The organism is Pedobacter sp. UC225_61 (assembly GCF_044452285.1).
In the GTDB taxonomy this organism is placed as follows: Bacteria; Bacteroidota; Bacteroidia; order Sphingobacteriales; family Sphingobacteriaceae; genus Pedobacter.
In genome coordinates, this window is record NZ_JBIOAL010000001.1 from 2,219,899 (window position 1) to 2,233,248 (window position 13,350).

Sequence of the window (13,350 nt, forward strand, 5' to 3'; positions counted from 1 at the left end):
TTATTTAATCAAATTCAATCGTATACTTATCGCATTTTTGTGTGCTTGTAAACCTTCTGCTTCAGCCAAAACCTCAACTGTGTTGCCAATGTTTTGTAAACCTTCGGCTGATAAATGCTGAAAAGTGATTTTTTTAAGGAAAGTATCGATTGAAACCCCTGAAAAGGCTTTAGCAAAACCGCTTGTAGGTAAAGTATGATTTGTGCCTGACGCGTAATCGCCAGCACTTTCTGGAGTTAAATTTCCCAAAAACACTGAGCCCGCATTCCTAATTAATGAAATAAGGGGCTCAAAATTTTCTGTAGCCAAGATTAAATGCTCAGGAGCATAAGTATTACTAAATTCCATTGCCTCATTTAAATTTTCGGTGTAGACGATGTAAGAATTCTCAATTGCTTTTTGAGCGATATTTTTTCTTGGTAAATCAAGTAATTGTTTTTCAATTGCTGAAATTACTTCACCACTAATTTTTTTTGAAGTTGTAACTAATACGGCTTGACTGTCAATTCCATGTTCAGCTTGTGCTAATAAATCAGCAGCAACAAATGCAGGATTTGCAGTTTCGTCCGCTACTACTAAAACCTCTGATGGGCCAGCTGGCATGTCAATAGCAACGGTGTTTTGAACTAGCTTTTTTGCCTCGGTTACATACCGATTTCCAGGCCCAAAAATCTTGTCAACTTTCGGTATAGTTTTAGTCCCAAATGCCATTGCTCCGATTGCTTGAGCGCCACCAACTAAATATACTTTTTCGATGTTTAGAAGTGTAGAAACATAAGCGATATACATATTGATTTTTCCATCACTTTGTGGAGGAGAACACACCACGATTTCTTTGCAACCGGCAATTTTCGCAGGAATGCCCAACATCAAAAAAGTGCTTGGTAAAACTGCTGTTCCCCCTGGGATATATAGCCCAACTTTTTCAATAGCTCTAGCTTCTCTCCAGCAATTTACACCAGGCATCGTCTCGATTTTTCCTTCAGTTTTTAGCTGCGCTTCGTGAAATTTATAGATGTTTTGATAAGCAACATCAATGGCATTTTTTACTTCTTTTGGGATTTGTTTTGCCAACTGGATTAGCTCATCTTTGCCGATAAAAAGTGATGATAATTTTACTTTGTCAAATTGTGCAGCGTAGGAGAGGAGTGCAGAATCGCCATCAGATTTCACAGTAGAAATGATACTTTGAACTCTCGAATAGACTAAAGTATCATCTTCCACCTTACGTGAACATAATTCCTCTATTTCTTGTTGAGTTAAATCTTTATAATCGTAGATTTTCAATGCTTTATGTTTTGTATTTAACTAATAGTTAATAAAAAATTACTTATTTTTAGCGTTTTAAGCTAAATTATGTAATGATTTTTTCAATTGGCATCACTACAATCCCTTGAGCACCTGCTAATTTTAATCCATTTATTTTTTCCCAGAAATCTTCTTCTGCAATTACAGAATGTACAGCGACCCAGCCTTCTTCAAACAATGGAACTACAGTAGGACTTTTTACTCCTGGTAATAAATCTACCACAGCTTGTAAGTTTTCTTTAGCTACATTTAATACCACATATTTTGTAGCTTTTGCTCTAAGTACAGATTGTATGCGTTGCAATAATTCTAATACTTCAGGATTTAATTCCACCCCTTTGCTAGCAATTAAAACAGCTTCAGAATCCATCACATTTTTGAATGCTTTTAGGCCGTTGCTTTTCAAAGTGCCACCTGTAGAAACGATGTCGAAAATCGCATCACTTAATCCTAAACCTGGACCAATTTCTACCGATCCAGAGATGTTTCTAATCTGGGCATCGACGTTATTTTCTGAAAGATATTTTTGTAAAATTACAGGGTAGGAAGTGGCAATTGCTTTGCCATTTAATTGTGCTAATTCGGTGATATTACTGGTGCTTTGAACAGCAATTTTTAGGGTGCATTTTCCAAAGCCTAGCTTCTGCAAATAAGACACATTTGCACCTGCTTCGATGATTACATTTTCTCCAACAATACCCAAATCTGCAATGCCATCTTGAACGTATTCTGGAATATCATCATCTCTTAAAAAAAGAATTTCTAGAGGGAAATTAGCTACGGTTGCTATTAATGAACTTTTGTAGTTTTCGAAAGAAAGACCACAATTTTTAAGAATTTCTACTGATTTTTCGTTTAACCTACCCGATTTTTGGATAGCGATTTTAAGTGTTTTCACTTTGTATAAAATTAGGAATAAGAATATTGAATCTGTTTAAAAACCGTTTTGCGTACAAAACATATATCTATCTATCGCCACAATGGCGATGATGTAAATGTACGTGATGGTTTAAAACTTGGATCATATATTGCTTTTCTTTCCGTAATTTTGGGCAGAAGATGATGCAAATATAGCTTTGTTAATGTGAAATCAAAAAAATATGGCATTTTATTTGAAGCAATCAATATAGTTACCTTAAGAAACTATCATCTAAATACTAATTATACTTTGAAGAAAACGCTCCTATTGATCCTTTCATGTTTGTTTTTGAACTCTTGTGGATGGTTTAAAGAAAAACCACAAATAGCCACTGTATTAGCAAAACATTTTGAAAATAAACTCTATTATAAATTCGATACGGCATTTTATAATCCCATTTTCAGTAAAAAAATGAACGAATTGAGCAGTAGTTTGTCCAATCCAAAAACTACAAAGGCTTTTTATGCCGCCCACGAAAATAACCCGTTACTAATTACACGATTTTATACCAATGGTGGTTTAGATACTTTAAAAAATTATATAGAAAGGAGCACTGCAGATGGTTTTAATCCAGAAGTATTTAAAATAAAAGACCTAACAGCTCTTCTGACAACATTAAATGAGAATAAATTTAAAAGTATTGAGGAAGTTTATCCACTTATTGCTGAATTAGAAATTAAAACTGCTGATGCTTTTTTAAAATACGCTAGTTTTATCAAATATGGAATTGTAAATCCTCGGAAAATATATAATCGCTATTACATTAATGTTCATCGTCCGGATAGTTTAAGAATGGATTCGCTCTTAAATACAACTGATATAATTTCTTCATTAAAAAATGCTCAACCAAAATCAAAAGGCTATTTAGACTTAAAAGCAATGTTAGCTTTTTATCGCGATAGCATTAAAAATGAAAATGATCCTGCAATAAGAACTATAAAGTTAAATATGGAGCGTTTGCGCTGGCAATTACCGGTGAAAACTGATGAGGTTGTGGCGGTAAATATTCCAGATTTTTCATTGACATGGTTTAATAAGCAAGATACCTTAGCTCATATGAAAGTATGTGTTGGTGGCAAAAGAGAAGCGACTTACACAGAAAAAATGAAACTGTTCTTAAAGTCTGGCAACTTAGATGATAAACCAAAGAATCACGAAACACCTCAATTGGTAAGTGTTTTTAATTCGATACAGGTAAATCCAATTTGGAATATTCCTGTAAGTATTGCACAAAGTGAGATCTATTGGATGGCAAGAAAAGACCCTTACTATTTATCAAATAGTAACATAAAAGTATATTACAAAGGAAAACAAGTGCTTGATCCAGATACTATTCAGTGGAATAAATATGCTAGAGAAAAATTGCCATTTACGTTTAAACAAGGCTCTGGAGAAGGAAATGCATTAGGGAAATTCAAATTTATTTTTGATAATAGTTCAAGCATTTATCTACACGATACGAACAACAAATATGGGTTCAAGTTAACCAATAGAGCAATTAGTCACGGTTGTGTACGGATAGAAGAACCATTAAAATTTGCACAATTAATGGTTAAAGATAAAAATCAATACGACGAATTAAGAATGGAAGTTAATTTGCCTCCAATTGATACAAACCGCAATAAAAGATATAGAAAAATATTAGCCAAAAAAGCAGATACACTAAATACTTTTCAACTCAAACCATCTTGGTTCTCTACTAGGAAAAATGTAGCTGTTGTAATTGGCTATTATACCGCTTGGGCAGAAAAAGGAAAAGTTCAATTTAGACCAGATGTTTATGAATATGATGGAATTCTTTGGGAGGCCATTAAAAAATTTATGTAAAATTTCAAACAAAAGAGGATGTAATTTTATTAGGTGTACATGACATCTAAAAATTATCCTAAATCTATCGCTCAAAAGTTGTTTTTATTGGGCGCATTATGTTTATTTATTTTACAATCTTGTAAGAAAAGCCACTCTGATATTGGCGCAGTAGTTTTTAAAGAAACTAGAAATAAAATCTTTAAAGATATAGAAACTGAAACCTTCGTTGAGAAATTCAAATCTACTTTTGAGAAACAAAAAAGCCAGTATAGAAACCCTAAGTTTTTAAAGGCATTTTATGAGGCTAATGATTTTGAACCGGTCATTTTAATGAAGAACTTACCTAAAGACAAGTTAAAAGAAGCAGTTGAGGTACTTAATAGTTCTGTTGATCATGGTTTAGATCCGGCTATATTCCGAACAAATGAATTAAACGAGCTAATTGAAAAAACATATAATAAAAAAGAGATCAAAACAGTTGATGAAGCCTACCAAGTCTTAATTGATTTAGAACTTTCTGCAGCAAATTCTCTTAGTAATTATAGTAATGCCTTGCAATTTGGAATAATTAGTCCTAGAAAGATTTATGCGCAATATTACACTGCAACAAAAAGGCCTGATAGCATTAGTTTTTTACAAATTTTTCAAACGAATGACATTAAAAACTTTTTGGACAGCATCCAGCCTAAAGAAAAACAATATTTGGCTTTACAAAAAGCATTAAAGGACAAAGTTGTTATTCCTGGAATAAGTCAGGAAGAAGCAGAAAGAGTTTTAAAAGTGAATTTAGAACGTTTAAGATGGAAAAATCTCCCTACAGAAGATAAATACGTTTGGGTAAATATCCCTGATTTTAAATTAGATGTGGTAGAAAATGGAAAATCTGTGTTAAATATGAAAGTTTGTGTAGGAGAAGGTAGAAATAAGAATAACACGGATAATTTAGTGGAGTACGACGAAAATGATCTCAAAAAAGACAGACCATTTAATAGAGAAACACCTCAGTTAAAAAGTATGATCCATAGTGTTCAGGTTAATCCGGTTTGGAATATCCCCGAAAGTATTGCTACAAATGAGATCTCAAAATATGCTGCTAAAGACCCTTATTATTTAGCAAATAACAATATTGATGTTTTTGATAATGGACAGCTTATAGAAGATCCAGAAACAATTGATTGGTCGGATGGAAATGTGGGTAAGAAATATTCATTTAAACAAAGACCTGGAGATGATAATTCTTTAGGTAAAATTAAATTCTTATTTAATAACGAGAGCAGTGTTTATTTACATGACACACCAGCAAAAGCACCTTTTACATATGAAATGAGAGCTGTTAGCCATGGATGTATAAGATTAGAAAAACCTTTAGAACTAGCGGAGGCCTTGTTTGGTCAGGGTGCTAAATATGATAAAATTAAAGCAGGAATGGAAAGTCCAAACCCTGTTGCAACTGACATCGGCTTGCCAAAACAAGTACCTGTATATTTAACTTATTTTACGTGCTGGGTTGATGAGGCAGGAAAACTCCAATTCAGAAAAGACGTATATGGATTAGATATTGTATTGTATACGTATTTACAACGATTGGCATAAAAAAAAAGGAGGAATTCAATTCCTCCTTTTCTATTTTTAATTTATAGATAATTAATCCATTAAATGTGTAGCTGAGTCTACAGCAAAATTTGCAGCTAGTGTTTCATCTAGATATTTAGATGAATATGTCTCAACACTTTTATTGATAAACAAAACAGTTTTATCTCCAATTGTATTAATTACTTCATCAGCAACTTCAGGTGCAACAGCTGGGCAACCTTGACTACGACCTAATCTGCCTAATGCGTTAATAGTTCCCTGGCTTACATAAGATGCACCGTGAACAACTATAGAACGACTTCTTGCAAGATCATTAAAGCCTTGATCCATTCCGTCCAATTTAAGCGATCTACCATGTATGCCTTTGTAAACCTCTCCAGTTACATAAAAGCCTAAACTACTAGTAAAAGAATCGTTCCTATTGGAGAAATTAATTGCAGCATCATCCCCACTTTTTTGTCCGTGTGCAACCCAAGTATTTAATAAAACTTCTTTTTTATCTAAATCAATAATGTACAGTCTCTTTTTTGTACTTAGTTGATCAAAATCAGCAATGCTTAAAATTGATTTATTTGAAAGCTGACCAGATTTTTTCAGATTGTAAAAACCTGTTAGAGCTTTTTCGAACACAGGAAAACTTAACCCTGCTTCTTTTAAATGAGCAGCGTTATACAAATCGTTAACGTGTTTAATGTAAATGCTATCCACCCCAGCAATCGTACTGCTTTTAACTACTTTACTTTTAATAGTGGGTTCTTTTTTCTTAACAGCTTTCCATCCTGTAATGGTAAGGCAAAATGCGATTGATAAAAATCCTGCGGTTCTTAAAATGTATTTTCTCATAATTTTCGGTATCTCGTTCACTAAAATCTAAGTATGAGTTTTTTATATAGGCGCTTATTTTATGTTTGAATTGTAATACAAATATACGCAATATTTTACTTCCAATAGTTATGAACTTCTATTATTGCCTTTTCATGACTAATTCAACTTATTGATTTAAAGCATTTTGAAGAAAATACTCCAAATAGGAGTTAAAGTTTTTGAGTTCAATTTTAATGGAAAGCTTTTTAAAGCTCTCTTCTCCTATATTTATAGTTATTTGCTATCTTGTATTAAAATAAAATTATGAGAACTGTTAAACTGTTACTTTCTTGCTTATTTGTGTTTTTAATCTCTTGCACTCAAGCGCCTAGAAAAACAGAGGTGCATAGGAAGAACGTAAAGAAGATAAAATCTCCCGAAAAAGCAAATGTTAGAATTGGTTTGCCAAAAATTGCTGAAGCAAATATTACTGTAAACTTTGGTAAATTTTGGGAGTATTATACAGGAAATATAGAATTACATAAAGATTTTGTTGCTTTTAATTCAAGTGGTAAGCCTATCAGTAAATTACAGTTCTTAAGCCAACTAAAATCGGGGTTATATTTTCCGTTAATTCTTAATTCAAAAGATGAGCAGTTAAATTATCAACTTGCTAAAATACCAGTAAAAGCAGATCCTAACATTTCAGCATATATGAAACAATTCGCACGCAATGAATTGATTTTCTTCAAAATGCAAGGAAAACCCATTCCACACTTTGATTTCACTGATATCAATGGAAAAAGATATACTTCTGAAAATACAAAAGGAAAAATTGTATTGTTCAAATGCTGGTTTATTGGCTGTGTTGCCTGTGTAAATGAAATGCCGGCATTAAATGAAATTGTAAAAAAGTATCAAGATAGGAAAGATATACTCTTTATTAGTTTAGCAATGGATAATAAATCAGCATTACAGCAATTCTTTAAGCGAGTAAAATTTGATTATGCTACAGTACCAAATCAAGAAAATTATATGGCTAAACAATTAAATGTGCAGGTCTATCCAACTCATTTTTTAATTAATAGAAAAGGAATTATGGTTAGAGCTTTGCCAGATGATATTCAATTAGATGAAGCATTGGCAAAGGAGATTGCAAAGTAAGTTTTATTTATCAATTCGCTAATTTCCATAATTTTTCTATCTTTGATTTTTAATGAATTTCCTGTATCCGGGCTTTCTTTTTGCACTTTTTGCGGTCGCTATTCCGATCATCATCCATTTATTCAATTTTCGAAAATTTAAAAAAGTTTATTTCAGCAATGTTGCTTTTTTGAAAGAAATTAAAGAGCAAAATTCTTCAAGAGAAAAACTGAAAAATCTACTTATTCTGTGCTGTCGGATACTAGCAATTGTGTTTTTGGTGTTTGCTTTTGCCCGTCCATTTTTGCCATCTGCTAGTAAAATCGATCAAAATAAAGGGAACAGCGTAAGTATTTACATTGATAATTCTTATAGCATGGATGCTGTAAATAAGGAGGGAAGTTTGCTTGATGAAGCCAAGCGCAAAGCAAAGGAAGTCATCAAAGCTTTTCAAATAAATGACAGGTTTCAGGTATTAACGAATGATTTTGAAGGTAAACACCAACGTTTAGTAAATGCGGATGAAGCGTTGCAAGCCATTGATGAAATTAAAATTTCTTCCGCAAGTAGAAAATTACAACAAGTATTGAATCGACAACAAAGTGTTTTTACAGGCGTAAGCAATCGATTTGCGTATGTAATCTCAGACTTTCAAAAAGGATTTTCTGGAGATGAACGTATAAAAACCGATGCAAATACGAATATATCTTTAGTTAAACTGAATGCTAATAATTTGCCAAATGTTGCAGTAGACAGCGTTTGGTTATTATCTCCAGTGCACCAAGCTAATACCACAGAAAAATTGGTGGTTCAACTACGCAATTATGGCGATGAGGTGGCTAAAAATATTCCGCTAAAACTGAATATAAATACACAGCAAAAAGCAATTAGTAGTTTAACAATTGAAGCGGGTAAAACAAAAAACGATACACTTTCATTTAGTGGTTTGGGTTTAGGCTGGCAAAAGGGGACAGTGAGTTTGAAAGATTTTCCATTAACTTTTGATGATGAACTTAATTTTAGCTTTAAAGTAAGTGCTGATCAAAAAGTAGTAAGTATAAACGCAAAGACAGACGAAAAATACATCAAAGCATTGTTTAGCGCTGATTCTTATTTTAAATTGACAGAAATGCCAGAAGCGAATATCAATTATTCAGCTTTGTCAAGTTATAGTTTAATAATAATAAATAGTTTAAAAAGCCCATCAAGTGGATTAGCACAAGAACTTAAATCCTATGTTTCAAATGGTGGTTCGGTAGTTATTTTTCCAAATTTAGATGCTGATAAAAATAATTATTCAGCATTTTTAACAGCCTTAAATCTTCCGGCAGCTGCCGAATTAAATACAACACCAACGAAAGTAAGCGGCATAGAATTAAAACATCCGCTATTTAAAGATGTATTTGAAACTTTACCTCAAAATCTAGATTTACCACAAGTAAACAGATATTTCAGCTTTGTGGAAAGTAATACTAGTAACAGGGAAAATTTATTGCATTTACCTGCTGGCAAATTGTTTTTTGCTCGATATCCTATTGGCAATGGCCAGATTTATTTATCAGCTACAGATTTATCAAACGAAGATAGTAATTTTGCAAAACATCCAGTTTTTGTGCCGTTAATGTATAAAATCGCTTTTGCAAGTGCTAAAGAACAACCTATTTATTATACGGCCATGAAAGATAATATGTTGGAAAGTCAAAAAATAAATGTAGGCGCCAACCAATCTTTAAAACTAGTAGCAGATAATTTTGAAGTGATCCCAGAATTACGTCAAGCGAATGGAAAAACGTTATTGTGTGTTGCAGATCAAGTTAAAAAAGCAGGCTTTTACAAAATTGAAAAAGGTGATTCGACTTTAGCAGTTGTTGCTTTTAATGATAACAGAACAGAATCAGATATGCACTATACTGCACAAGGAGATTTACAAAAATTGTTTGATAAACAGCAAGTCGCATTTTTAAATCCAAAATCCGATAACATTGCATCAGCTGTTGCCGCAAAAAATAATGGAACAGAGTTATGGAAACTTTGTCTAATTTTGACATTAGTTTTTTTAGCGATTGAAATACTATTAGTCCGATTTTATCATATCTCAAAACCGAGCTTGCGAGCTCATTGATACAAATAATTAATATATGCTAATCAATAACATAAAAATTCATGAACCTCTTAGTTAAGGGAATTACCATAGTCGATTCTAACAGCGAGTTTAATCAAAAAACCTGCGATGTACGCGTTGAACAAGGAAAAATTACCGAAATTTCAAAAAGTTTAACAGCAACCAAAGGCGAAAAAATGTTTGAAGGAAAAGGTGCTATACTTTCTCCTGGATTTTTCGATTTAAATTGTACCATCGGAGACCCAGGTTTAGAAACTAAAGAAGATATCGAAACCGGAACTGCAGCAGCAAAAGCTGGAGGATTTACTGGGTTGGCAGTTTTGCCAAGCACTAAGCCTGTCGTTCAATCTAAAGGCGAAGTAGAATATATCTTAAACAAAGCCAAAGGTAATTTGGTAGATGTGTTTCCAATTGGTGCAATTAGTCGTGATTTAGAAGGAAAAGAATTGGCCGAGCTTTTTGATATGAGAAATGCTGGTGCAGTTGCTTTTTCTGATGGGAGCAAAGCAATAAGCGATGATGGTTTTGTAAGTCGAGCTTTGCAATATTGTTTGGGTTTTAATGGCTTATTGATGCTTTATCCAGAAAATAAATCTATCGCTGGCAAAGCACAAATAAATGAAAGTAAAAATAACGTGTTGTTGGGCATGAAGGGCATTCCGGCATTGGCAGAAGAAATGCAGATTTCCAGAGATATATTTTTAGCAACTTATCATGATGCACCAATTCACATTAGCAATATTTCTACTGCTGGTTCGGTTGCGATTATAAAAAAAGCTAAAAAAGATGGTGTAAAAATTACGTGTGATGTTGCTGCTCATCAGCTGGTGTTTACAGAAGATTTGTTGAATGACTTTGATAGTAATTACAAAGTTAAACCCCCATTACGTAGCAAAGCAGATCAAAAAGTATTAATAGCTGGTTTAAAAGATGGAACTATTGATGCGATTTCTTCACAGCACCGTCCGCATGAAATAGAATTTAAAGATGTAGAATTTGAAATTGCAGCTTACGGAATTATTGCTTTGCAAACAGTTTTACCATTATTACTGCAAGCAGGTTTAGATACAGTTACAATTGCAGAAAAACTTTCAATCAATCCACGACGATTACTAAACTTGCCTGTTCCAACAGTTAAAGTAGGAGAAGATGCAAACTTTACAATTTATCATCCAACCCAGAAATGGGAATACAATTCGTCTAATAATGCCTCAAAATCAAACAATTCTCCTTTATTAGGTAAGACTTTAATAGGAAAAGTGCAGTTAATTTACAATAACAAACAATATCAAGTATATGAATAATAGTGTAGAACAAGCTTTGGTTGCATCTTTAGATCAATTTGCGGCAGCTAATAATATAGATTCAATTGCTATAGAACAACGTTTAATTGAGGTTTTTGGTAAGGATATGAATTTCTTAGAAAAAGTTGCAGAGTTTGATGAAGTTTTTGACGAACATCCAAAATTTGATGAACTAAGAGAAGTTTATTTCGATTTATTGATGATTAATTTCTTCACAAGCGATGTAAATAAATTAGAAGAAGATTACTTGGAATCGAAAGAATGGGAAAACATAGAGGAAGAAACCATAGAGCGTGGAACTGAGTTGTTGAACTTGTTATTGTACATTAATGAGTGCCATGACGAAGAAATTAAACCAGGTTTAGAAGACTTTTTAAAAGAGTTTTTATTAGTAGAAGAAGACGAGTTTCAAGATGAATTTCATATTTATGAAGATTTAATTAGTAATCAGCAACTAGCAGAAAGTAGTGTAGAAGATATTTGTACTAATGCAGATTTATTAGAATTAAGCGAAGAAATGGAAGAGCTTTTTGTGCCTTTCATGACATTCTTTTTGCAACCAAATACAAGTGAAATCATACAAAAAGAAATACTTAAATTTAGTAACAATAAGAGTTTTGATGTTGCAGTATATACTTTAATTACTAATTTTAATAAAAATAGATAAACCTAAAACTAAACTAAATAAAAATGGAACAACAATTATTACAAGAACAGAAAAAACCTAATGCGTTGGCATTTCAGGTTGCTATCAGCTTTGCTATTTACATCTTGATTCTTACCGTGGTAATGAGGATATTAAAAATTGATCCACAAGCATTAAATGTACCAGTTTATCAAACAATTTTATCAGTTTTATTAGCATGGGGTACTTTTATTTTTGCAATTTATTATGCTCAAAATAAGCATAAACAAGAATTAGGTGGTTTTATTACTTACGGGAGAGCATTCTCTACAGGTTTTAAAGTGGCAGCTTATGCAGGTTTATTCATCGGTATTTTAATGTTCATTTATTATCAGTTTGTAGATCCAGCTGCCATGACACAAATTATGGATAATGCTATTGCGAAAGCAGACGGTGATGAAAATAAAATAAAAGGCATAGAAATGATGTCTAAATACATGATTATTTTTACCGTTTTTGGCGCTGCAATTATGTATGCAGTTGTGGGATTGTTTATTAGTTTAATTACTGCAGCAATTGTTAAAAAAGATCGCCCTGTGGATTTTGATAACGCACAATAAAATTCATTAACATAAGTTTGTCAACGTGCAGGTTTTATCATATAATTTGATGAAATTTGCACGTTGTTTTTTAAGTGCATTTTGTTTTAAGTTAATTACCTAAATACTTGATGCCAAATACTCGATACACATTACATGGATATATCAGTTGTAGTACCTTTATATAACGAAGAAGAATCTTTACCAGAATTAATTGCTTGGATAGATAAAGTGATGGGCGAAAATAGTTTTTCGTATGAAGCTGTTTTTGTAGATGATGGCAGTACAGATACCTCTTGGGCTGTAATTGAAGAATTGAAAAAAACATACAATACCGTAAAAGCAATTAAATTCAGAAGAAATTACGGTAAATCTGCAGCGTTAAATGTAGCTTTTGAAGCCGCACAAGGGGATGTAATTATTACAATGGATGCTGATTTACAAGATAGTCCAGATGAAATTCCAGAATTGTATCGTCGTATAAAAGAGGAAAATTACGATATCGTTTCTGGTTGGAAAAAGAAACGTTACGATCCAATCACTAAAACCATTCCCACAAAATTATTTAATGCTGCAACACGTAAAATGAGCGGTATTCAATTAAATGATTTTAACTGCGGATTAAAAGCGTACCGAAAAGATGTAGTTAAAACCATAGAAGTATATGGTGAAATGCATCGTTATATCCCTGTAATTGCAAAATGGGCAGGTTTTAATAAAATAGGCGAGCAAGTTGTAGAACATAGAGCAAGGAAATACGGAACGACTAAATTTGGTTTCAGTAGGTTTGTAAATGGTTTTTTAGATTTGCTTTCTATTTTCTTTGTAGGTAAGTTTGGCAAACGTCCAATGCACTTTTTCGGTTCTTTAGGTGTGTTAAGTTTCCTTTTAGGAACAATTATGGCCTTGTGGATGATTGGTGTGAAGTTATATCACATTGCAGCTCATATCCCTTATAAGAGAGAAATCACAGATCAACCTTTATTTTATATTTCTTTAGTAGCAATTATTGTAGGTTCTCAAATGTTCTTAGCTGGATTTATTGCTGAACTTTTATCTCGTAACGCACCAGAAAGAAATCAATATTTAATAGAAAAAGAAATTATATAAGCTAAAAGCTCAAG

11 protein-coding genes are annotated in these 13,350 nt (G+C 32.6%); 8 read left to right on the forward strand and 3 right to left on the reverse strand.

Annotated elements, in window-relative coordinates; genetic code table 11:
• A complete protein-coding gene (hisD, locus tag ACHMWN_RS10330; protein ID WP_397300535.1) occupies positions 1–1,287 on the reverse strand; it encodes a histidinol dehydrogenase in 1,287 nt (428 codons plus the stop codon).
• A 67-nt stretch (positions 1,288–1,354) separates the two neighbouring features.
• On the reverse strand, positions 1,355–2,206 hold the full coding sequence (hisG, locus tag ACHMWN_RS10335; protein WP_397300538.1) for an ATP phosphoribosyltransferase: 852 nt from the start codon (positions 2,204–2,206) through the stop codon (positions 1,355–1,357).
• A gap of 270 nt (positions 2,207–2,476) precedes the next feature.
• Here hisG and ACHMWN_RS10340 point away from each other — a divergent pair, with 270 nt between their 5' ends.
• Together ACHMWN_RS10340 and ACHMWN_RS10345 are read left to right on the forward strand one after the other, a co-directional pair.
• Positions 2,477–4,054, forward strand: a complete 1,578-nt coding sequence (locus tag ACHMWN_RS10340; RefSeq protein ID WP_397300541.1) for a L,D-transpeptidase family protein — start codon at positions 2,477–2,479, stop codon at positions 4,052–4,054.
• A 39-nt stretch (positions 4,055–4,093) separates the two neighbouring features.
• Complete coding sequence (locus ACHMWN_RS10345) at positions 4,094–5,629, forward strand: L,D-transpeptidase family protein (protein WP_397300543.1); 1,536 nt, start codon at positions 4,094–4,096, stop codon at positions 5,627–5,629.
• 51 nt (positions 5,630–5,680) lie between these two features.
• Here the strand turns inward: ACHMWN_RS10345 and ACHMWN_RS10350 are convergent, their stop codons facing one another.
• Positions 5,681–6,472 carry a murein L,D-transpeptidase catalytic domain family protein gene (locus tag ACHMWN_RS10350; protein WP_397300545.1) on the reverse strand — a complete coding sequence of 264 codons (792 nt, stop codon included), beginning with the start codon at positions 6,470–6,472 and terminating at the stop codon, positions 5,681–5,683.
• Between the two features lie 285 nt (positions 6,473–6,757).
• Between ACHMWN_RS10350 and ACHMWN_RS10355 the strand changes: the two genes are divergently transcribed.
• From ACHMWN_RS10355 to ACHMWN_RS10380, 6 genes are all read left to right on the forward strand, one after another.
• The gene (locus ACHMWN_RS10355) at positions 6,758–7,597 is read left to right on the forward strand and encodes a TlpA family protein disulfide reductase (protein WP_397300548.1); all 840 of its coding nucleotides are present in this window, start codon (positions 6,758–6,760) and stop codon (positions 7,595–7,597) included.
• A gap of 52 nt (positions 7,598–7,649) precedes the next feature.
• Complete coding sequence (locus tag ACHMWN_RS10360) at positions 7,650–9,698, forward strand: BatA domain-containing protein (RefSeq protein WP_397300550.1); 2,049 nt, start codon at positions 7,650–7,652, stop codon at positions 9,696–9,698.
• A gap of 41 nt (positions 9,699–9,739) precedes the next feature.
• Positions 9,740–11,002: a dihydroorotase family protein gene (locus ACHMWN_RS10365; RefSeq protein WP_397300553.1), complete on the forward strand. Its 1,263-nt coding sequence runs from the start codon at positions 9,740–9,742 to the stop codon at positions 11,000–11,002.
• On the forward strand, positions 10,995–11,669 hold the full coding sequence (locus ACHMWN_RS10370) for a hypothetical protein (protein ID WP_397300555.1): 675 nt from the start codon (positions 10,995–10,997) through the stop codon (positions 11,667–11,669). Before ACHMWN_RS10365 ends, ACHMWN_RS10370 begins: the two co-directional genes overlap by 8 nt.
• Positions 11,670–11,692: 23 nt before the next feature.
• Positions 11,693–12,247: a DUF4199 domain-containing protein gene (locus ACHMWN_RS10375; protein ID WP_397300558.1), complete on the forward strand. Its 555-nt coding sequence runs from the start codon at positions 11,693–11,695 to the stop codon at positions 12,245–12,247.
• Positions 12,248–12,382: 135 nt separating this feature from the next.
• Positions 12,383–13,336 carry a glycosyltransferase family 2 protein gene (locus tag ACHMWN_RS10380; RefSeq protein WP_397300559.1) on the forward strand — a complete coding sequence of 318 codons (954 nt, stop codon included), beginning with the start codon at positions 12,383–12,385 and terminating at the stop codon, positions 13,334–13,336.
• The last annotated feature ends 14 nt before the right edge of the window (positions 13,337–13,350 follow it).

Coding starts and splice junctions, on each gene's coding strand:
- ACHMWN_RS10380 (WP_397300559.1), top strand. CDS start 12,383: ATGGATATATCAGTTGTAGTACCTTTATATAACGAAGAAGAATCTTTA.
- ACHMWN_RS10345 (WP_397300543.1), top strand. CDS start 4,094: ATGACATCTAAAAATTATCCTAAATCTATCGCTCAAAAGTTGTTTTTA.
- ACHMWN_RS10370 (WP_397300555.1), top strand. CDS start 10,995: ATGAATAATAGTGTAGAACAAGCTTTGGTTGCATCTTTAGATCAATTT.
- ACHMWN_RS10355 (WP_397300548.1), top strand. CDS start 6,758: ATGAGAACTGTTAAACTGTTACTTTCTTGCTTATTTGTGTTTTTAATC.
- ACHMWN_RS10375 (WP_397300558.1), top strand. CDS start 11,693: ATGGAACAACAATTATTACAAGAACAGAAAAAACCTAATGCGTTGGCA.
- ACHMWN_RS10365 (WP_397300553.1), top strand. CDS start 9,740: ATGAACCTCTTAGTTAAGGGAATTACCATAGTCGATTCTAACAGCGAG.
- ACHMWN_RS10360 (WP_397300550.1), top strand. CDS start 7,650: ATGAATTTCCTGTATCCGGGCTTTCTTTTTGCACTTTTTGCGGTCGCT.
- ACHMWN_RS10350 (WP_397300545.1), bottom strand. CDS start 6,472: ATGAGAAAATACATTTTAAGAACCGCAGGATTTTTATCAATCGCATTT.